The organism is Aquabacterium sp. (genome assembly GCF_035476535.1).
Classification (GTDB): domain Bacteria; phylum Pseudomonadota; class Gammaproteobacteria; order Burkholderiales; family Burkholderiaceae_C; genus Pseudaquabacterium.
Genome location: NZ_DATILJ010000315.1, coordinates 1 through 19705, shown reverse-complemented (window position 1 = coordinate 19705; position 19705 = coordinate 1). Strand labels below are relative to the sequence as shown.

The window sequence follows — 19705 nt, the reverse complement described above, 5'->3', positions numbered from 1 at the left end:
GGGCGAAGGCCGGCCGCACGCGAGCGGAACGCTGCAACTGGGGCGCTATTCATGCTCTTTCGATCAGTTCGTCACTTTCTAAATCAGAAATGATTAACAAGCTCAGAAGATGAGCCGATGACCCGTCAGACGCCGCATCGCTGGACGCATTCCGCGGCACCCAGGCGTCGTCCGTTCCCACCGCTTGGAGACCCCATGAATGCCGTTGAAACCGCCGCCCCCGTACTGCCAGCCGCGACGCACCCACCGTCCGTGGTGTCGCGCACCCCGAGCGCCCGCGAACAGGCTCGCGAATGTCTGACCTTTCGCCTCGGCGACGAGGAATACGGCATCGACATCCTGAAAGTCCAGGAGATACGCGGCTACGAGAGTCCGACCCGCATCGCCAATGCGCCGGCCTTCTTCAAGGGCGTGCTGAACCTGCGCGGCGTGATCGTGCCGATCATCGACCTGCGATTGAATCTCCGTCTTGAACTGGCCGCCTACGACGCCTTCACGGTGACCGTCATCCTCAACGTCGCCGGCCGTGTGGTCGGTGCCGTGGTCGACTCCGTCAGCGATGTGATCGACCTCGCGCCCGGCCAGATCCATCCGGCCCCGGAGTTCAACGGCGCCGTGGACGCGCGCTACATCAACGGCATCGGCACGATCGACCAGGGTGAGCGAAAACGCATGCTGATCCTCATCGACATCGAAAGACTGATCAGCAGCGCCGACGTGGGGCTGATTGAACAAACCCTGCAGTAACGCCTGCTCGACAGCTATTCAAAGGATTCACCATGAACTTCCAGAACATGAAACTTGCTACCAAATTCACAGCCGCCGTGGTCATCGCGACTGTTCTCCTGATCGGCATGATCGCGCTCGGCACTTTCAGCATGGGCAGCATCAAGCACCAGTTGGACAAAGTGGCCGACGAGCGACTCCCGCGGGTCATCGCCGCCAAGGACATGGTCATCAACCTGCGCACGGTAGGCATTGCTTCTCGCAATATCGTCCTGCTGACCGACGAGGCCGGCATGAAGAAAGAAAGGGATCGCCTCGAGCAACTGCGAGTCGAATTTGCCAAGCTGGAGAAGCAGCTGACCGCTGTCATCAACACCGAGGCCGGCAAAGCCATCCTGGCCAAAGTGAGCTCGACGGCGGCATCGATGCAAGCCCCTTTGGACAAGGCTGTGGCACTGGGCTTGTCCAACAAGAACGAGGAGGCCACAAAGGTGTTGCTCGCTGAAGTGCGGCCGGCCCAGAACCAGGCCCTCGAAGCCGTCGAAGAGCTGGCCGCCTTGCAGATGAAGCTCGCCGACGAGTCGCAGCTCGAGGCGCAAAAGGCCTACGACGCCGCGCTGCTGGCCATGCTCGTCGTGGGCGGCGTGACGGTTGTGTTCTTCGCGGTCGGCGGCTGGATCATGGCGCGCTCCATCGTTCGCCAACTCGGCGGCGAACCGGCAACGGCCGCTGACCTGGCGCGCTATGTGGCCGCCGGCGACCTCAGCGTTCCGATCCAGCTCCGGTCAGGCGACACGACGAGCCTGATGGCGCAGCTCCGGTCCATGCAAGCCAGCCTGGTGAAGGTGGTTTCCAACGTGCGGCAGAACTCGGAGTCGGTGGCCACGGCTTCGGCGCAGATCGCCCAGGGCAACAATGACCTGAGCCAGCGCACCGAAGAGCAGGCGTCGGCACTGGAACAAACCGCCGCTTCGATGGAGCAGCTCAGCGCCACCGTCAAACAGAATGCCGACAACGCCAGGCAAGCCAGCCAGCTCGCCCTGAGCGCTTCGACCGTCGCCATCCGGGGCGGCTCGGTGGTCGACCAGGTGGTGGACACCATGAAGGGCATCAACGACAGCTCCAAGAAGATCTCGGACATCATCGGCGTCATCGACGGCATTGCCTTCCAGACCAACATCCTGGCCTTGAACGCCGCGGTGGAAGCGGCGCGCGCAGGCGAACAGGGTCGCGGCTTCGCCGTGGTGGCCAGCGAGGTGCGCAACCTGGCCGGCCGTTCGGCGGAAGCCGCCAAGGAGATCAAGAGCCTGATCAACGCCAGCGTGGAACGGGTTGAGCAGGGAACCCTGCTGGTCGGTCAGGCCGGCGTCACGATGTCCGAGGTGGTCAGCTCGATCAAGCGCGTCACCGACATCGTCGGCGAGATCAGTGCGGCCAGCACCGAACAGAGTGCCGGGGTGACGCAGGTGGGCACCGCCGTGAGTCAGATGGACCAGGTCACGCAACAGAATGCCGCGCTGGTGGAAGAGAGCGCTGCCGCGGCCGAAAGCCTCAAGGTGCAGGCGCAGCAACTGGTGCAGACGGTGGCGGTGTTCAAGGTGGCTTGATGCCATGATGCCGCGGCGGCCGGTTCGGGCCAACTGCGCAGCGGAGGGTGTCGCCGGTGCGCTCAGCCCGGCTGGCACCACCACTCACCCGAGAACCGGCCTTCCAGCCAGTTCACGAAGCCGCTCACTTTGCTAGGCAGCAAGCGCGGCGACGGGTAGACCGCGTGGATCTCCTGCGAAGGCAGGGCCCAGTCGGCCAGCAGCGCCTGCACGGCGCCGGTGCGCACCGATTCATGCGCCACATACCAAGGCAAGGCCGCGACGCCAAAACCCGCACGCGCCGCCGCCAGCAGCGCCGACAGGTTGTTCGAGCGCAGCGGGCCCTTCACCGGCACCTGCAGCGGCTGCCCGGCGCGGTCGGCGAAATGCCAGCGATCGTCGCCCTGCACGGTGCTGTAGAGCAATGCATCGTGCAGCGCCAGGTCCTGCGGGGCTTGCGGCGTGCCGCGCTGCTGAAGATAGTCGCGCGAGGCCACCAGCACCCAGGGGTTGCTGCCCAGCGTGCGCGCGCCCAGTGATGAATCGGCCAGCCGGCCCAGCCGCAGCGCCACGTCGATGCCCTGCTCGATCAGGTTGACATAGCGGTCCTCGAAGCTGAGGTCGATCTGCAGCTCCGGGTATTGCCGCATGAAGCGCAGCACCAGCGGCACCAGCACGCGCCGGCCGAAAGCCACCGGCGCGCTGATGCGCAGGCTGCCGCGCAGCCGGGACTGCAGCAGCGCGGCCAGGTTGTCGGCCTCTTCCAACTCGCGCGCGATGATCCGGCACTTGTCGTAGTACAGCGTGCCGATCTCGGTCGGCGTCACGCCTCGCGTGCTGCGGTGCAGCAGGCGTGAACCGAGCCGGCGCTCCAGCTCGGCGATGTGCTTGGTGGCGGTGGGCTGCGTCAGCCCCAGGTCGGTGGCGGCCTTGCTGAACGAGCCCGCTTCGACAACGCGAATGAACAGCCGAATGCCCTGTACACGATCCATGGCTGCATGGTGCGCGCTTTCGCAGCCGCCATTCCGCCGTGGAATATCAAATATCTCCTGACTTGGATTCACGTAGTCGAGCGGCCCGCCGACCATGCGCCCCATCGATTCAAGACCTGGAGACGACGATGACGCGAATGAAGGCTGCAATGGCCGCGGTGCTGGTGATGGAGAAAGAAGGCGTGTCGCAAGCCTTCGGTATTCCGGGCGCGGCGATCAACCCGCTGTATGCCTGCATGCGCGAGCGCGAATCGATCGCGCATGTGCTGGCCCGCCATGTCGAGGGCGCCTCGCACATGGCCGAGGGCTACACGCGGGCCAAGGCCGGCAACATAGGGGTGTGCATCGGCACCTCGGGGCCGGCCGGCACCGACATGATCACCGGCCTGTATTCGGCGCAGGCCGATTCGATCCCTATCCTGTGCATCACCGGCCAGGCACCGCGCGCGCGCCTGCACAAGGAAGACTTCCAGGCGGTGGACATCCAGGCCATCGCCAAGCCGGTGACCAAGTGGGCCACCACCGTGCTGGAGCCGGCCCAGGTGCCGCGCGCCTTCCAGCAGGCCTTCCACCTGATGCGTTCGGGCCGGCCGGGCCCCGTGCTGATCGACCTGCCCTTCGATGTGCAGATGGCCGAGATCGAGTTCGACATCGAGACCTACGAGCCGCTGCCGGTCTACAAGCCCGCGGCCAGCCGCAAGCAGGTCGAGAAGGCGCTGGAGATGCTGCTGGCGGCCGACAAGCCGCTCATCGTCGCCGGCGGCGGCGTGATCAATGCCGATGCCTGCGATCTGCTGGTGGAGTTCGCCGAACTGCTGGGACTGCCGGTGATTCCGACATTGATGGGTTGGGGCGCGATTCCCGACAACCACCCGCTGATGGCCGGCATGGTCGGCTTGCAGACCAGCCACCGCTACGGCAATGCGACGATGCTGGCCAGCGACTTCGTGCTCGGCATCGGCAACCGCTGGGCCAACCGCCACACCGGCTCGGTCGAGGTCTACACCAAGGGCCGCACCTTCGTGCACGTCGACATCGAACCGACGCAGATCGGCCGCGTCTTTGCACCCGACTACGGCATCGTCTCGGATGCGAAGGCGGCACTGGCCTTGTTCGTCGAGGTGGCGCGTGAATGGCAAACGCAAGGCCGGCTGCGCGACTGGTCCGGCTGGACCGCTGAATGCCAGCAGCGCAAGGGCTCCATTGAGTACCAGCGCAAGACGAACTTCGACAACGTGCCGATGAAGCCGCAGCGCGTGTACCAGTGCATGACCCGCGCGTTCGGTGAGGACGTCTGCTACATCAGCACCATCGGCCTGAGCCAGATTGCCGCAGCGCAGTTCCTGCATGTCTACAAGCCGCGGCACTGGATCAACTGCGGCCAGGCCGGCCCGCTGGGCTGGACCGTGCCGGCGGCATTGGGCGTGCGCGCCGCGGACCCGGGCCGCAAGATCGTGGCGCTGTCCGGCGACTACGACTTCCAGTTCCTGATCGAGGAGCTGGCGGTCGGGGCGCAGTTCAAGCTGCCCTACATCCATGTCGTCGTCAACAACAGCTACCTGGGCCTGATCCGCCAGGCGCAGCGCGGCTTCAGCATGGATTACTGCGTGCAGCTGGGCTTCGACAACATCAACACGCCGGCCAGCGACGGCATCGTCAAGGGCTATGGCGTCGACCACCTGAAAGTGGCCGAAGGCCTGGGCTGCAAGGCCATCCGCGTCGAGCGCCAGGAGGACATGCGCCCGGCCATCGACCAGGCCGAAGCCTGGATGGCCGAGTACCGCGTGCCGGTGGTGATCGAGGTGATCCTGGAGCGCGTGACCAACATCGCCATGGGCACCGAGATCGACAACATCAACGAATTCGAAGAGCTCGCGCAAAGCCGCGAAGACGCACCGACCGCGCTGTCGATGCTGGACTGATCACAGGACAAACCATGCCGAAGTTCGCTGCCAACCTGACGATGCTGTTCACCGACCTGCCCTTCCTCGAGCGCTTCGAGCGGGCGGCCAAGGCGGGTTTCACGGCCGTCGAGTTCCTGTTCCCGTATGCCCACCCGGCCGCCGAGATCAAGCGCCGGCTCGACGAGCACGGCCTGACGCCGGTGCTGCACAACCTGCCCGCCGGCGACTGGGAGGCCGGCGAGCGCGGCATCGCCTGCCTGCCCGAGCGGGTCGACGAATTCCGCGCCGGCGTGGTCCGCGCGGTCGACTACGCGCAAGCGCTGGGCGTGCCGCAGCTGAACTGCCTGGCCGGCAAGGCGCCGGCCGGCATCGACGAAGCGACGCTGCGGCGCACGCTGGTGAACAACCTGCGCCACGCGGCCGCCGAACTGCAGCAGGCCGGCTTGCGGCTGCTGATCGAGCCTATCAATACCTTCGACATTCCGGGCTTCTACCTGAACCGCACGGCGCAGGCGCTGGCCATTCTGGACGAAGTGGGCGCGGCCAATGCCTTTGTGCAATATGACCTCTACCACGCGCAGCGCATGGAAGGCGAACTGGCGGCCACGGTGCAGAAACACCTGGCGCGCATCGGTCACATCCAATTGGCGGACAACCCCGGGCGCAACGAACCCGGCACCGGCGAGATCAACTACGAATTCCTGTTCGCGCACCTGGACCGCATCGGCTATGCGGGTTGGATCGGCTGCGAATACAAGCCGCTCACGACGACCGAAGCCGGCCTCGGCTGGCGTCAACGCCTCGCGCACTGACACCTTCCTCTGGAAACTCGACACATGACCTCACATCCCCTCAAGCTCGGCTTCGTCGGCCTGGGCATCATGGGCACGCCGATGGCCGGGCACCTGCTGCGCGCCGGCCATCAGCTGTTCGTGCACACGCTCGGCAAACTGCCGGCGGAGATCGGCGAGTCACGCGCCACCGTGTGCACCAGCGCACGCGGCGTGGCCGAGCGCGCCGACATCGTGTTCCTGATGGTGCCGGACACGCCGGATGTCGAAGCTGCGCTGTTCGACGAGACCGGCATTGCCGCCGGCCTGACACGCGGCAAGATCGTCGTCGACATGAGCTCGATCTCACCGATCGCCACCAAGGCCTTTGCCGCGCGCATCAACGCGATCGGCGGCGACTACCTCGATGCGCCGGTCTCCGGCGGCGAAGTGGGCGCGAAAAACGCCACGCTGTCCATCATGGTCGGCGGTGCGCCGGCGGTCTTCGACACCGTATTGCCGCTGTTCGAGTTGATGGGCAAGAACATCACGCTGGTCGGCGGCAATGGCGACGGCCAGACGGCCAAGGTGGCCAATCAGATCATCGTCGCGCTGAACATCGAGGCGGTGGCCGAAGCGCTGCTGTTCGCCTCACGCGCCGGCGCGGACCCGGCGCGTGTGCGTCAGGCGCTGATGGGCGGCTTCGCGTCGTCGAAGATCCTCGAGGTGCATGGCGAGCGCATGATCAAGCGCACGTTCGAGCCGGGCTTTCGCATCGGGCTTCACCAGAAGGATCTGAACCTGGCCTTGAGCAGCGCACGTGCGCTGGGCGTCTCGCTGCCCAACACCGCCACCGCGCAGGAACTGTTCAACGCCTGCGCCGCGCATGGCGGCGCGAACTGGGATCACTCGGCGATGGTGCGTGCGCTGGAGATGCTGGCGAATTTCGAGGTCGGCCAGCAGGCCGGATGAAGCAGGCCAGTCAAGCCCGACAGGTCTTGCATGCCGGCGCGCGGGAGCGCGCTGGCCGGGACCCTCAATTCATGCCGATGCGCGCGGCCTTGCGGCGCAGCGCCGCGGCACGCGCCGGCTCGCTGGCTTCGATCTTGTCCGCCTCGAGCTGCAGCTTGCGCATCTGGTGGACTTCTTCGATCACCTGGCCCGGGTTCAGCATGGCCGACATCAGCACGTAAGCTTCGTTGGCGAAGGCCTTGAAGGCGCCGGAAATTCCGAGCGGGGCCTGGAAAGTTGCGCTGGCGCTGGACATCGTGAACTCCTGGATCAGTTTGGTTGCAGTGCAGCAATCTTATGGGGTTAACCCTCTACAGGGAATACCCTGATTTTGCGTTTCTTGACCGCGGTCAAGTTTTTCCAAAAAAGGTTTGCCCATGACAACGCTGATCTACAGCCATCCCGCCTGCCTGGAGCACCGCCCAGGCGCCCACCACCCCGAGTCGCCCGACCGGCTGCTGGCCGTGCTGCAAGCCCTGCAGACGCCGGCGTTCGCCGAAGCGCAGTGGCGCGACGCGCCGATGGGCACGCGCGAGCAGGTGCTGCGGGTGCACACCGACGACTACGTCGAACACGTCGAAGCCTTGTCGCCGAGTTCCGGCCTGCGCCTGCTGGACGCCGGCGACACGGTGATGTCGCCCGGCACGCTGCAGGCGGTGATGCGCTGCGTCGGCGCGGCCTGCGCCGCGGTGGATGCCGTGGCCAGCGGCGAAGCGCGCAATGCCTTCTGCGCCACGCGGCCCTGCGGCCACCATGCCGAGGCCGATCGGGCGATGGGCTTCTGCGTCTTCAACCAGGCCGCCATCGCGGCACTGCACGCACGCGCCGCGCGAGGCCTGCAACGCGTCGCGGTGATGGATTTCGACGTGCACCATGGCAACGGCACCCAGAACAGCTTCTGGCGCGATCCTGCGCTGTTCTATGGCTCCTGCCACCAGGCACCCTTCTACCCCGGCACCGGCGCGCGGCATGAAACCGGCGTGGCCCACAACATCGTCAACATCCCCTTGTCGCGGCCCTGCGGGTCCGAGAAGTTCCGCGACAGCATGCGCAACGAGATGCTGCCGGCGCTGCGCCGCTTTGCGCCCGATCTGTTGATCATCTCGGCCGGCTTCGACGCCCATCACCTCGATCCCCTGGGCGGCCTGGACTTCACCGACGACGACTTCCACTGGATCACGCGCGAGCTGATGGCCGTCGCCGACGAGTCGGCGCATGGCCGCGTGGTTTCGGTTCTAGAAGGCGGCTACAGCCTCGAAGGCCTGGCCAGCGGAAGCGCCGCGCATGTGCGTGCGCTGATGGAAACCCCCATAGGGGCTTTCTGAAAAGTTGACCGCGGTCAATCAGGTTTGAAGCAGGCTGGTCGCAGCATTGAATCGTGGGGAAACGGGCGTCCGTCCTACCCCGTAAGTGCACCCCAGACACACAGGAGACAGCATGATCCACAAGCTCATTTCACGCCCCGCAGCGCGCCTGGCAGGCGTTTGCGCAGCCGCTTTGCTGGCCATCGCCGGCACCACCCCGGCCCACGCGTGGGAGCCCTCCAAGCCGGTTGAATTCGTCGTGCCCGCGGGCACCGGTGGCGGCGCCGATCAGATGGCCCGCTTGATCCAGGGCATCATCGTCAAGCACAAGCTGATGAAGGAATCGCTGGTCGTCGTCAACAAGTCCGGTGGCGCTGGCGCCGAGGGCTTTCTGGCGGTCAAGGATGCCAAGGGCGACCCGCACAAGATCATCATCACGCTGTCCAACCTGTTCACCACGCCGATGGCCACCGGTGTGCCCTTCAACTGGAAGGACATGACGCCGGTGTCGATGATGGCACTCGACCAGTTCGTGCTGTGGGTCAATGCCGACGCCGGCTACAAGACGGCGGCCGACTTCATCAAGGCCGTGAAGGACGCTGGCCCGAACAAGTTCAAGATGGGCGGCACCGGTTCGAAGCAGGAAGACCAGATCCTGACCGTGGGCCTCGAGAAGGCCACCGGCACCAAGTTCATCTACGTGCCCTTCAAGGGCGGCGGCGAGGTGGCGGTGCAGCTGGTGGGCGGCCACATCAATGCCACGGTGAACAACCCGATCGAGGCCGTGGCCCAGTGGCGCGCCGGCAAGCTGCAAGCGCTGTGCGTGTTCGACGACACCCGCATGCCGTACAAGGACAAGGTCACCGACAAGCAATCCTGGGGCGACATTCCCACCTGCAAGGAAGCCGGCGTGCCCACCGATTACGTGATGCTGCGTGGCATCTTCATGGCGCCTGGCGTCAGCGCCGACCAGACTGCCTTCTACGTGGAGCTGCTGAAGAAGGTGCGCGAGACGCCGGACTGGAAGGAGTACATGGAGAAGGGCGCGTTCAACAACACGGCGATGACCGGCCCCGAGTACCGCAAGTGGCTCGAGACGGCCGAAGCCACGCACAAGCAGCTGATGACCGAAGCCGGATTCCTGGCCAAGCCCTGAGGCCGACACGCGCGGCGCGTGCCTGAGCGCACGCCGCCGCAGCGGCCCCGGCGGCTGCGGCCTTCGACCCTCCGCAGCCCCTGTTGTAAGACCCTCACGTCGCCGCCCGGTGATGTGCGCCTGCGCACGCCCGCCGGGCCCTTCGAACCTCGGAGTACTTCCATGTCAGACAAGCAAGACCACGGCGAACCCGACAGCCCGACGCTCGCCAAGAACAACACCGTCGATGCGGTGGTCGCGGCCATCCTCTTCGCTTTCGGGCTGGTGGTGATCGTCGAGGCCCGGCGCCTGGGCGCCGGCTGGACCAGCGATGGCCCGGGCGCCGGCTACTTTCCGTTCTACATCGGGCTGATCATCTGCATCTCGGCGCTGGGCATCATCTACCAGGCCAAGTTCAGCGCGCAGCGCGACACCGGCACCTTCGTCGACCGCGAGCAGTTCAAGCGCGTGCTCGCGGTGCTGCTGCCGGCCGGCGTGTACGTGCTGGCCACCGTGCTGCTCGGGCTGTACATCGCCTCGGCGATCTACATCACGCTGTTCATGATCATCATGGGCAAGTACAGCGCCTTCAAGAGCGTGACCGTGGCCGTGGTGGTGAACACCGTCTTCTTCATGATGTTCGAGGTCTGGTTCAAGGTGCCGCTGTACAAGGGCACGCTCGATCCGCTGCGCTTCCTCGGCTACTGATGCTGCCCCGCACCTCTTCTGGAGCCTGACCCAAAATGGAAGAACTGAATTCATTGATGCAGGGGTTCGCCGTTGTGCTGACCCCCACCAACCTGGGGCTGATGTTCGTTGGCATCATCCTCGGCGTGCTGATCGGCGTGCTGCCCGGCCTGGGCGGCGCGAACGGCGTGGCCATCCTGCTGCCGCTGACGTTTTCGATGTCGCCGACCTCGGCGATCGTGATGCTGTCGTGCATCTACTGGGGCGCGCTGTTCGGCGGCGCCATCACCTCGGTGCTGTTCAACATACCGGGCGAGCCCTGGTCGGTGGCCACCACCTTCGATGGTTATCCGATGGCGCAAAAGGGCAAGGCCGGACAGGCGCTGACCGCCGCGTTCACCTCGTCCTTCGTCGGTGCCTTCGTCGCCGTGGTGATGATCACCTTCCTGGCGCCGATGGTCGCGAAGTTCGCACTCAAGTTCGGCGCGCCGGAGTTCTTCTCGGTGTACCTGCTGACCTTCTGCAGCTTCGTCGGCATGGGCAAGGGATCGCCGTTCAAGATCCTGATCGCGATGGCGCTGGGCTTTGCGCTGGCCGCGGTGGGCATGGACACCGTCACCGGCCAATTGCGCATGACCTTTGGCCAGCCGGAACTGATGCGCGGTTTCGACTTCCTGATCGCCGTGATCGGCCTGTTCGGCATCGGCGAGATCCTGATCTCGATGGAAGAAGGCCTGAACTTCTCCGGCAAGTCGGCCAAGATCAGCCCGAAGGTGGTCTGGGAAACCTGGAAGGAACTGCCCAAGTACTGGGTCACCTCGCTGCGCAGCTCGCTGGTTGGCATCTGGATGGGCATCACCCCCGGCGGCGCCACACCCGCGTCCTTCATGAGCTATGGACTGGCCAAGAAGATGTCGAAGAGCGGGTCCAAGTTCGGCACCGGCGAAGTCGAAGGCGTGATCGCGCCGGAAACTGCGGCGCATGCCGCCGGCACCAGCGCGCTGTTGCCGATGCTGGCGCTGGGCATCCCGGGCTCGCCGACCGCTGCGGTGCTGCTGGGCGGCCTGCTGATCTGGGGCCTGCAGCCCGGACCGCTGCTGTTCGTCGAACAGAAGGACTTCGTCTGGGGCCTGATCGCCAGCATGTACCTGGGCAACCTGGTCGGGCTGATCGTCGTGCTGTCCACCGTGCCGCTGTTCGCATCGATCCTGCGCATTCCGTTCTCGATCATCGCGCCGGTGATCATCGTGATCTGTGCCATCGGTGCCTACACCGTGCACAACGCGATGCTCGACATCTGGTTCATGCTCGGTTTCGGCGTCATCGGCTACGTGTTCAAGAAGCTCGACTACCCGCTGGCGCCGCTGGTGCTGGCCATCGTGCTGGGCGACAAGGCCGAAGACTCGTTCCGCCAGTCGATGCTGATCTCGCAAGGCGACGTGTTCGTCATGTGGTCCAACCCGCTGGTCGGCTCGATCACCACGCTGGCCCTGGTGCTGCTGCTGTGGCCGCTGATCGGCAAGCTGATGACCAAGATCCGCCCGCCGAAGGTCGATCCGCTGCGTGCCCAACAGCCGGTTGATTGAAGCCTGACAGGCTCAAGCCGCAAAGGCCCGCTTCGGCGGGCCTTTTTCGCTTCAGATCTTGCCGCGCTGCTTCAGGCGGCTCAAGGTCTCGGCCGACAGGTTCAAGTACGCGGCCAGCACCTTCTTCGGCAGCCGTTCGGCCAATTCCGGATGCTTGCGCTCGAAGCGGTGCACGCGCCCCGGCGCGTCCAGCAGGTGCAGCGTGATGGTGTGGGCCAGGATTTCGCTCATCAGCCGCATCACCTCGTGCTCGAAGGTGGCCTTGAACTTCGGGTGCTGGTCCATGAAGCTCACCCAGGTCGGCATCGGCAGCTTGGCCACCCGCACCTTGGTGACGCAGACGATGCTGTACGGCGTGGGCGTGTTCAGCCGCCAGGCGGCGTAGCTGGTCTCGATGTCGCGCTCGGCCGCAAAGCGCAGGATCATTTCCTTGCCGTCGGCATTGGTCACCACGCGCTCGAGCAAGCCGTCGAGCACGAAATACTGCTCCATGTCGTGCACGCCCTGGTGCAGCAGCACGTCACCCTTGTTCGTGTCGACGATGACCAGGTGCGGCTCGAGCTCGTTGCGCTCGGCGTCGGTCATCTCCTTGAGAACGATGTTCTGCTTGAGCTGAACGCGGATGATGTTGCGTTCATCGTGCTTTTCTATGGGGGTCGCGATCATCGGGACTTCGGCGGCAAAAGCGCGGGTATGCGATAGGGGCCAGATTTCGAATCTTGACCGCGGTCAACGGCGATTCCGCGGGCCGATTCCTATCATAAGTCCCACTGAATCCAGCCTGCGTTATCTCGGTAGCAGAACCCCACGGAGAGACAACTCGACATGAGCAACGACACCCCCACCCGAGAGCTGACCGACGGCTTTCACCTGGTCATCGACGCCCTGAAGCTCAATGACATCGACACCATCTTCGGCCTGCCCGGCATCCCGATCACCGACCTGACGCGCATGGCGCAGGCCGAGGGCATGCGCGTGATCTCGTTCCGCCACGAGCAGCACGCCGGCAACGCCGCCGCGGCCGCCGGCTTCCTGACGCAAAAGCCCGGCATCTGCCTGACCGTCTCGGCGCCCGGCTTCCTGAACGGCCTGACCGCGCTGTCCAACGCCACGGTGAACTGCTTCCCGATGATCCTGATCAGCGGGTCCAGCGAGCGCGAAATCGTCGACCTGCAGCAGGGCGACTACGAAGAGATGGACCAGCTGGCCATCGCCAAGCCGCTGTGCAAGGCCGCCTTCCGCGTGCTGCATGCCGAGGACATCGGTGTCGGCATCGCCCGCGCCATCCGCTCGGCGCTGTCTGGCCGCCCGGGCGGCGTCTACCTGGACCTGCCGGCCAAGCTGTTCGCCCAGACCATGGATGCCGAGGCCGGCAAGGCTTCGCTGATCAAGGTCGTCGATCCGGCGCCGCGGCAGATTCCCGCGCCCGATGCGGTGAAGCGCGCGCTGGACCTGCTCAAGAGCGCCAAGAAGCCGCTGATCCTGCTTGGCAAGGGAGCCGCCTATGCCCAGGCCGATGCCGACATCCGCGCGCTGGTCGAGAAGACCGGTATCCCCTACCTGCCGATGTCCATGGCCAAGGGCCTGCTCCCTGACACTCACGTTCAGTCCGCCTCCGCCGCGCGCTCCTACGTGCTGCAGGAAGCCGACGTGGTGATGCTGGTCGGCGCGCGGCTGAACTGGCTGCTGTCGCACGGCAAGGGCAAGACCTGGGCGCAGGACAAGGGCCCGAAGAAGTTCATCCAGATCGACATCGCGCCGACCGAGATCGACAGCAACGTGGCCATCGAAGCACCGCTGATCGGCGACATCGGCTCCTGCGTCGCGGCGCTGCTGGCCGGCATCGACGGCAGCTGGGCCAAGCCGCCCACCGATTGGACCGGCCAGATCGCCGAGCGCAAGGACAAGAACCTGTCGAAGATGGCCGCCACGCTGGCCGCGCGCCCGTCGCCGATGAACTTCCAGTCGGCGCTGAGCGTGATCCGCGACCAGGTCAAGGCCCGGCCGGACGCCATCGTCGTCAACGAAGGCGCGAACACGCTGGACTTTGCGCGCAGCATTGTCGACATGTACGAGCCGCGCAAACGCCTGGACGTCGGCACCTGGGGGATCATGGGCATCGGCATGGGCTTTTCCGTGGCCGCTGCGGTGGTCACCGGCAAACCGGTGATCGCGATCGAAGGGGATTCGGCCTTCGGCTTCAGCGGCATGGAAGTGGAAACCATCTGCCGCTACAACCTGCCGGTGTGCGTGATTGTCTTCAACAACAACGGCGTGTACCGTGGCACCGACAAGAACCCGTCCGGCTCGGCCGATGTGGCGCCCACCGTCTTCGTCAAGAACGCGCGCTACGACAAGCTGATGGAAGCCTTCGGCGGTGTCGGCGTGCATGCCACCACCGCGGACGAGTTGGGCAAGGCGCTGGCCGAAGCGGTGGCTTCCGGCAAGCCGACCCTGATCAACGCCGTCATCGACGAGACCGCCGGCACCGAAAGCGGTCGCATCAGCAGCCTGAACCCGCAAACTGCGGCGATGAAGAAGTAACCCAAGCTACCCAAGGAGAATGCAATGACCAAGGCACTCGACGACATCAAGATCATCGACTTCACGCATGTCCAGGCCGGCCCGGCCTGCACGCAGATGCTGGCGTGGTTCGGAGCGGACGTGATCAAGGTGGAGCGTCCCGGTTCCGGCGACGTCACCCGCAGCCAGCTGCGTGACATCCCGGACGTCGACGCGCTGTACTTCACGCAGCTCAACAGCAACAAGCGCTCGCTGACGCTGGACACCAAGACGCCCGAAGGCAAGAAGGTGCTGGAAGACCTGATCAAGGTCTCCGACGTGATGGTCGAGAACTTTGGCCCCGGCGCGCTGGACCGCATGGGCTTCCCGTGGGAGCGCATCCTCGAACTTAACCCGAAGATGATCCTGGCCTCGGTCAAGGGCTTCAGCGACGGCCACCACTATGAAGACCTGAAGGTCTACGAGAACGTCGCGCAATGCGCCGGCGGTGCCGCGTCGACCACCGGTTTCTGGGACGGCCCGCCGACCGTCAGCGCCGCGGCGCTGGGCGACAGCAACACCGGCATGCACCTGGCCATCGGCATCCTGACGGCGCTGCGCCAGCGCGACAAGACCGGCCGCGGCCAGAAGGTGGCCTGCTCGATGCAGGACGCCGTGCTGAACCTGTGCCGCGTGAAGCTGCGCGACCAGCTGCGCCTGGACCGCCTGGGCTACCTGGAAGAGTATCCGCAGTACCCGCACGGCAAGTTCACCGACGTGGTGCCGCGCGGCGGCAATGCCGGCGGCGGCGGCCAGCCGGGCTGGGTGCTCAAGTGCAAGGGCTGGCAGACGGACCCCAACGCCTACATCTACTTCACCATCCAGGGCCAGGCCTGGGCGCCGATCTGCGAGGCCATCGGCAAGCCGGAATGGAAGACCGACCCGGCCTACATGACACCCAAGGCGCGCCAGCCGCACATCACCGAGATCTTCGCGACCATCGAGGAATGGCTGGCCAACAAGACCAAGTTCGAAGCGGTCGACATCCTGCGCAAGTTCGACATTCCCTGCGCGCCGGTGATGTCGATGAAGGAGATCTCGGTCGATCCTTCGCTGCGGGCCAGCGGTACCATCACCGAAGTCCAGCACAAGGAGCGCGGCTCCTACCTGACCGTCGGCAGCCCGATCAAGTTCTCCGACATGAAGGTCGAGATCACCGGTTCGCCGCTGCTGGGTGAGCACACCGACGAAGTGCTGGCTGAGTTGGGCTACAGCAAGGAAAAGATCGCCGCGATGCACGCATCCAAGGCAGTCTGAGCAAGATCGGAGAAAACAAGATGTCCTCGGAGACTGGCTCAAGCATCGACATGGGCGCCGTGGTGGCGGCGGTTGGCGACGCTATCGTCGCCTGCGATGCGCAAGGTCGCATCACAGTGTGGAATGCGGCGGCCGAACGCATGTTTGGCCACACGCCGGAAGAGGCGCTGGGCAACTCCCTGGACATCATCATTCCCGAGCGCCTGCGCAAGCGCCACTGGGAAGGCTACGACAAGACCATGGCCACCGGCATCACGCGTTATGGCACGGATGTGCTGCGGGTGCCGGCGATCAACAAGGCGGGCCAATCGATGTCGATCGCCTTCACGGTGGCCATGCTGTTCACGCCGGACAACCAGGTGAACTCGATCATCTCGGTGATCCGCGACGACACCAGCCGCTTCAATGAAGACCGTGCGCTGCGCAAGCGCGTGGCCGAGCTGGAAGCGCAGCTCGCCGCGTTAGCCGCGCCCCCGGCCGCCGGCTGAAGGTATTCTGTCGGGTTGACCGGCTGCGCTCATCGGCGCGGCAACCTGACTTGACAGTCGTGCCCAGGCCCGTGTCCAACGCGAGCCGGCGCGCACTGCTGAACGAACCCCTTTTTCAAGCTGCAATTGGAGAAAGTTGATGAGCAAGGCACTAGCCGGCGTTCGCGTCCTCGATTTCACGCATGTGCAATCGGGCCCGACCTGCACGCAGTTATTGGCATGGTTCGGCGCCGACGTGATCAAGGTGGAACGCCCCGGCGAAGGTGACGCCACGCGGGGCCAGCTGCGGGACATTCCCGGAGTGGACAGCCTCTACTTCACGATGCTGAACCACAACAAGCGCTCGATCACGATCAACACCAAGAGCAAGAAGGGCATGGCGGTGCTGGACCGCCTGATCAAGACCTGCGACGTGCTGGTCGAGAACTTCGCGCCCGGCGCGATGGACCGCATGGGCATCACCTGGGAACACATCCAGGAGCTGAACCCGCGCATGGTCGTCGCTTCGGTCAAGGGCTTCGGCCCCGGGCCGTATGAGGACTGCAAGGTCTACGAAAACGTCGCGCAATGCGCCGGCGGCTCGGCCTCGACCTCGGGCTTCGACGACGGCCCGCCGATGGTGACCGGCGCGCAGATCGGCGACAGCGGCACCGGCCTGCACCTGGCGCTGGGCATCGTGGCGGCGTTGTACCAGCGCACGCACAGCGGCCGGGGCCAGAAGGTGCTGGCCCCGATGCAGGACGCGGTGCTGAACCTGTGCCGCGTGAAGCTGCGCGACCAGCAGCGCCTCGCGCGCACCCACACGATGCACGAGTACCCGCAGTACCCGGACGGCAAGTTCGGCGATGCGGTGCCGCGCGCCGGCAATGCCTCCGGCGGCGGCCAGCCCGGCTCGATCCTGAAGTGCAAGGGCTGGGAAACCGACCCCAACGCCTACATCTACTTCATCACCCAGGGCGCCGTGTGGCCGGCCATCTGCAAGGTGATCGGCGAGGAGGAGTGGATCGACGACGAGGCCTATGCGACGCCGCAGGCCCGCTTGTTGCATCTGAAGCCGATTTTTGCCCGCATCGAGAAGTGGACGATGACCAAGGACAAGTACGAGGCGATGGACATCCTGAACAAGTACGACATCCCCTGCGGCCCGATCCTGTCGATGAAGGAAATCGCCGAAGAGCCTGCCCTGCGCGCCACCGGCACGGTGGTGGAGGTCGACCACCCGACGCGCGGCAAGTACCTGACGGTGGGCAATCCCATCAAGATGTCCGACAGCCCGACCGAAGTCACCCGCTCGCCGCTGCTGGGGGAGCACACCGATGAAGTGCTGGGCCAGCTGGGCTTCAGCGCCGACGACGTGGCGGCCCTCCGCGCCGAAGGCGCGGTATGACCTGTACCGCCGACGGCACAGAGTGAGACACCCATGAACGCGCGCACCATCCCCATCCTCGCCGAGCCGGCCAGCCGCCAACGCAAGCGCGAGGCGCCGAAGGGGCGGATCGTCGACCCCGAAGCCGTGCAGGAAGTGCGGCGGCTGGTCGGCGCCGGTCCACTGGCCCGTGACATGCTGATCGAGTACCTGCACAAGCTGCAGGACCATGCCGGCCACCTGAGCGCACGCCACCTGGCGGCGCTGGCCCGCGAGATGGGTCTGGCGCAGACGGAGGTGTATGAAGTCGCGAGCTTCTACCACCACTTCGACATCGTGAAGGAAGGCGATCTGCCGCCCGCGGCGCTGACCGTGCGCGTCTGCGACGGCCTGTCCTGCGAGATGGCCGGCGCCGCCAAGCTGCTGGCCAAGCTCCCTGCCATCCTGGGCAAGGACGTGCGCGTGATCGCCGCGCCCTGCATCGGCCGCTGCGAGCAGGCTCCCGCCGTGGCGGTCGGCCAGAACCCGGTGCCGCACGCCACCTGCGAGGCAGTGGCCGCCAAGGTCAAGGCCGGCGAGACGACCCACCGCCCCAACGGCTTCATCGGCCACGCGGCCTATGTGGCCGATGGCGGTTATCGGCTGCTGAAGCAGTGCATCGGCGATGAACTGGATGTCGAGTCGGTGATCCAGGCCATGGAATCCTCCGGCATTCGCGGCCTGGGCGGCGCGGGTTTTCCGGTGGGCCGCAAGTGGCGAATCGTGCACAACGAGCCGGCGCCGCGCCTGATGGCGGTGAACATCGACGAAGGTGAGCCCGGCACCTTCAAGGACCGCGTCTACCTGGAGCGCGACCCGCACCGCTTTCTCGAAGGCATGCTGATCGCGGCCTGGGCGGTGGGCGTCTGCCGCATCTACATCTACCTGCGCGACGAATACCACGGCTGCCGCGCGATGCTGGAGGCCGAACTCGCCTCGCTGCGTGCCAAGCCGCCCTACCCCGGCCTGCCGGAAATCATCCTGCGCCGCGGCGCAGGCGCCTACATCTGCGGCGAAGAGTCCGCGATGATCGAATCGATCGAAGGCAAGCGCGGCATGCCGCGGCTACGCCCGCCGTATGTGGCGCAAGTCGGCCTGTTCGGCCGGCCGACGCTGGAGCACAACTTCGAGACGCTGTACTGGGTGCGCGAGATCGTCGAAAAAGGCGGCGACTGGTTCGCCGCCCAGGGCCGCAACGGCCGCAAGGGCCTGCGCTCGTTTTCGGTCTCCGGCCGCGTGCGCAGCCCGGGCGTGAAGCTGGCACCGGCGGGTATCACGATCCGCGAGCTGATCGACGAATACTGCGGCGGCATGCTGGACGGACACGACTTCTATGGCTACCTGCCCGGTGGTGCTTCAGGCGGCATCCTGCCGGCCACTTTGGGCGATATTCCGCTGGACTTCGACACGCTGCAGCCGCATGGCTGCTTCATCGGCTCGGCCGCGGTGATCGTGCTGTCCGACCAGGACACCGCCAGCGCCGCGGCGCGCAACATGATGCGTTTCTTCGCGCATGAATCCTGCGGCCAGTGCACGCCCTGCCGCAACGGCACGGCCAAGGCCTCGGCGCTGATCGAGCAGCCGCATTGGGACCTGGACCTGCTGGCTGACTTGTCGCAGGTGATGCGCGATGCATCGATCTGCGGCCTGGGCCAGGCGGCGCCGAATCCGATCGATTGCGTCGTCAAGTACTTTCCGCACGAGTTGAAGGCAGGCTGAGATGAATGCCATCACCAAGCAAGAAGCCGCGCTGCTGGCGCCGGTTGTCACCTTCACGCTCGATGGCCGCGAAGTGCAGGCCCGGGCCAACGAGACGCTGATCGAAGTCTGCGACCGCGAAGGCATCGAGGTGCCGCGCCTTTGCTACAAGCCCGGCATGGAAGCGGTGGGCAACTGCCGCTCCTGCATGGTCGAGATTGCCGGTGAGCGCGTGCTGGCGCCGTCCTGCTGCCGCGCGCCAACCGCCGGTATGAAGGTCACCACCGACAGCGAGCGCGTGCTGAAGTCGCAGAAGCTGGTGCTGGAGCTGCTGCAGTCGGACATGCCGGAGACGGCCTACACGCGCGACAGCGAAGTCGACGTGTGGGCCCGCAAGCTGGGTGTCGGCAAGCCGCGCTTCGCCGCCCGCGCCAAGGTGGCGGCCGACCTGTCGCACCCGGCCATTGCGGTCAACCTGGATGCCTGCATCCAGTGCACGCGCTGCCAACGCGCCTGCCGTGACGAGCAGGTCAACGATGTCATCGGCCTGGCCTTCCGCGGCGATCACGCGAAGATCGTCTTCGACATGGACGA

At 65.6% G+C, this 19705-nt stretch carries 18 protein-coding genes; 15 read left to right on the top strand and 3 right to left on the bottom strand.

All coding sequences use genetic code 11. The annotated features are described in order from the left end of the window. Window positions 1–195 precede the first annotated feature (195 nt). Window positions 196–747, top strand: coding sequence for a chemotaxis protein CheW (locus VLK61_RS30400; protein WP_325427167.1), 552 nt, complete (start codon window positions 196–198; stop codon window positions 745–747). A 32-nt stretch (window positions 748–779) separates the two neighbouring features. Further along, complete coding sequence (locus tag VLK61_RS30395; RefSeq protein WP_325427165.1) at window positions 780–2333, top strand: methyl-accepting chemotaxis protein; 1554 nt, start codon at window positions 780–782, stop codon at window positions 2331–2333. Between the two features lie 62 nt (window positions 2334–2395). On the opposite strand, the gene VLK61_RS30390 is transcribed toward VLK61_RS30395, so the two are convergent. Further along, window positions 2396–3304, bottom strand: a complete 909-nt coding sequence (locus VLK61_RS30390) for a LysR family transcriptional regulator (protein ID WP_325427163.1) — start codon at window positions 3302–3304, stop codon at window positions 2396–2398. A gap of 128 nt (window positions 3305–3432) precedes the next feature. On the opposite strand from VLK61_RS30390, the gene gcl reads away from it, so the two are divergent. The 3 genes from gcl to glxR are packed head-to-tail and all read left to right on the top strand — an operon-like array spanning window position 3433 to window position 6950. Next, window positions 3433–5226 (top strand): glyoxylate carboligase, encoded by a 1794-nt coding sequence (gene gcl / locus VLK61_RS30385; protein WP_325427161.1) that lies wholly within the window; start codon window positions 3433–3435, stop codon window positions 5224–5226. A gap of 14 nt (window positions 5227–5240) precedes the next feature. After that, window positions 5241–6020: a hydroxypyruvate isomerase gene (hyi, locus tag VLK61_RS30380; RefSeq protein WP_325427159.1), complete on the top strand. Its 780-nt coding sequence runs from the start codon at window positions 5241–5243 to the stop codon at window positions 6018–6020. A 24-nt stretch (window positions 6021–6044) separates the two neighbouring features. Next, window positions 6045–6950 carry a 2-hydroxy-3-oxopropionate reductase gene (gene glxR, locus VLK61_RS30375; RefSeq protein WP_325427157.1) on the top strand — a complete coding sequence of 302 codons (906 nt, stop codon included), beginning with the start codon at window positions 6045–6047 and terminating at the stop codon, window positions 6948–6950. A gap of 64 nt (window positions 6951–7014) precedes the next feature. Here the strand turns inward: glxR and VLK61_RS30370 are convergent, their stop codons facing one another. Beyond that, the gene (locus tag VLK61_RS30370; RefSeq protein ID WP_325427155.1) at window positions 7015–7245 is read right to left on the bottom strand and encodes a hypothetical protein; all 231 of its coding nucleotides are present in this window, start codon (window positions 7243–7245) and stop codon (window positions 7015–7017) included. A gap of 121 nt (window positions 7246–7366) precedes the next feature. Here VLK61_RS30370 and VLK61_RS30365 point away from each other — a divergent pair, with 121 nt between their 5' ends. From VLK61_RS30365 to VLK61_RS30350, 4 genes are all read left to right on the top strand, one after another. After that, window positions 7367–8314, top strand: coding sequence for a histone deacetylase family protein (locus VLK61_RS30365; protein ID WP_325427153.1), 948 nt, complete (start codon window positions 7367–7369; stop codon window positions 8312–8314). A gap of 112 nt (window positions 8315–8426) precedes the next feature. After that, on the top strand, window positions 8427–9449 hold the full coding sequence (locus tag VLK61_RS30360) for a Bug family tripartite tricarboxylate transporter substrate binding protein (protein ID WP_325427151.1): 1023 nt from the start codon (window positions 8427–8429) through the stop codon (window positions 9447–9449). A 162-nt stretch (window positions 9450–9611) separates the two neighbouring features. Beyond that, entirely contained in the window at window positions 9612–10136 is a 525-nt protein-coding gene (locus tag VLK61_RS30355) for a tripartite tricarboxylate transporter TctB family protein (RefSeq protein WP_325427149.1), read from the top strand. Window positions 10137–10171: 35 nt separating this feature from the next. After that, entirely contained in the window at window positions 10172–11701 is a 1530-nt protein-coding gene (locus VLK61_RS30350; RefSeq protein ID WP_325427147.1) for a tripartite tricarboxylate transporter permease, read from the top strand. Window positions 11702–11752: 51 nt separating this feature from the next. Here the strand turns inward: VLK61_RS30350 and VLK61_RS30345 are convergent, their stop codons facing one another. Next, window positions 11753–12367 carry a Crp/Fnr family transcriptional regulator gene (locus tag VLK61_RS30345; RefSeq protein WP_325427144.1) on the bottom strand — a complete coding sequence of 205 codons (615 nt, stop codon included), beginning with the start codon at window positions 12365–12367 and terminating at the stop codon, window positions 11753–11755. Between the two features lie 159 nt (window positions 12368–12526). On the opposite strand from VLK61_RS30345, the gene oxc reads away from it, so the two are divergent. The 6 genes from oxc to VLK61_RS30315 form a co-directional block, all read left to right on the top strand. Continuing rightward, on the top strand, window positions 12527–14245 hold the full coding sequence (gene oxc, locus VLK61_RS30340; RefSeq protein WP_325427142.1) for an oxalyl-CoA decarboxylase: 1719 nt from the start codon (window positions 12527–12529) through the stop codon (window positions 14243–14245). 24 nt (window positions 14246–14269) lie between these two features. Next, complete coding sequence (gene frc, locus VLK61_RS30335) at window positions 14270–15520, top strand: formyl-CoA transferase (RefSeq protein ID WP_325427140.1); 1251 nt, start codon at window positions 14270–14272, stop codon at window positions 15518–15520. A 20-nt stretch (window positions 15521–15540) separates the two neighbouring features. Continuing rightward, the gene (locus tag VLK61_RS30330) at window positions 15541–16008 is read left to right on the top strand and encodes a PAS domain-containing protein (protein ID WP_325427138.1); all 468 of its coding nucleotides are present in this window, start codon (window positions 15541–15543) and stop codon (window positions 16006–16008) included. Window positions 16009–16147: 139 nt separating this feature from the next. Then, a complete protein-coding gene (gene frc, locus VLK61_RS30325) occupies window positions 16148–17395 on the top strand; it encodes a formyl-CoA transferase (RefSeq protein ID WP_325427136.1) in 1248 nt (415 codons plus the stop codon). 33 nt (window positions 17396–17428) lie between these two features. Then, window positions 17429–19132, top strand: a complete 1704-nt coding sequence (locus VLK61_RS30320; RefSeq protein ID WP_325427133.1) for an NADH-ubiquinone oxidoreductase-F iron-sulfur binding region domain-containing protein — start codon at window positions 17429–17431, stop codon at window positions 19130–19132. Window position 19133: 1 nt separating this feature from the next. Next, window positions 19134–19705, top strand: a 572-nt coding sequence (locus VLK61_RS30315; RefSeq protein ID WP_325427131.1) for a 2Fe-2S iron-sulfur cluster-binding protein, incomplete at its 3' end; no start/stop codon positions are given.

Excerpts from the sequence above, each read along its gene's own strand:
- VLK61_RS30370 (WP_325427155.1), bottom strand. The coding sequence starts at position 7,245 with ATGTCCAGCGCCAGCGCAACTTTCCAGGCCCCGCTCGGAATTTCCGGC.
- VLK61_RS30360 (WP_325427151.1), top strand. The coding sequence starts at position 8,427 with ATGATCCACAAGCTCATTTCACGCCCCGCAGCGCGCCTGGCAGGCGTT.
- glxR (WP_325427157.1), top strand. The coding sequence starts at position 6,045 with ATGACCTCACATCCCCTCAAGCTCGGCTTCGTCGGCCTGGGCATCATG.
- gcl (WP_325427161.1), top strand. The coding sequence starts at position 3,433 with ATGACGCGAATGAAGGCTGCAATGGCCGCGGTGCTGGTGATGGAGAAA.
- VLK61_RS30390 (WP_325427163.1), bottom strand. The coding sequence starts at position 3,304 with ATGGATCGTGTACAGGGCATTCGGCTGTTCATTCGCGTTGTCGAAGCG.
- VLK61_RS30330 (WP_325427138.1), top strand. The coding sequence starts at position 15,541 with ATGTCCTCGGAGACTGGCTCAAGCATCGACATGGGCGCCGTGGTGGCG.
- VLK61_RS30365 (WP_325427153.1), top strand. The coding sequence starts at position 7,367 with ATGACAACGCTGATCTACAGCCATCCCGCCTGCCTGGAGCACCGCCCA.
- hyi (WP_325427159.1), top strand. The coding sequence starts at position 5,241 with ATGCCGAAGTTCGCTGCCAACCTGACGATGCTGTTCACCGACCTGCCC.
- VLK61_RS30395 (WP_325427165.1), top strand. The coding sequence starts at position 780 with ATGAACTTCCAGAACATGAAACTTGCTACCAAATTCACAGCCGCCGTG.
- VLK61_RS30320 (WP_325427133.1), top strand. The coding sequence starts at position 17,429 with ATGAACGCGCGCACCATCCCCATCCTCGCCGAGCCGGCCAGCCGCCAA.
- VLK61_RS30355 (WP_325427149.1), top strand. The coding sequence starts at position 9,612 with ATGTCAGACAAGCAAGACCACGGCGAACCCGACAGCCCGACGCTCGCC.
- VLK61_RS30345 (WP_325427144.1), bottom strand. The coding sequence starts at position 12,367 with ATGATCGCGACCCCCATAGAAAAGCACGATGAACGCAACATCATCCGC.
- VLK61_RS30350 (WP_325427147.1), top strand. The coding sequence starts at position 10,172 with ATGGAAGAACTGAATTCATTGATGCAGGGGTTCGCCGTTGTGCTGACC.
- VLK61_RS30400 (WP_325427167.1), top strand. The coding sequence starts at position 196 with ATGAATGCCGTTGAAACCGCCGCCCCCGTACTGCCAGCCGCGACGCAC.
- frc (WP_325427140.1), top strand. The coding sequence starts at position 14,270 with ATGACCAAGGCACTCGACGACATCAAGATCATCGACTTCACGCATGTC.
- frc (WP_325427136.1), top strand. The coding sequence starts at position 16,148 with ATGAGCAAGGCACTAGCCGGCGTTCGCGTCCTCGATTTCACGCATGTG.
- oxc (WP_325427142.1), top strand. The coding sequence starts at position 12,527 with ATGAGCAACGACACCCCCACCCGAGAGCTGACCGACGGCTTTCACCTG.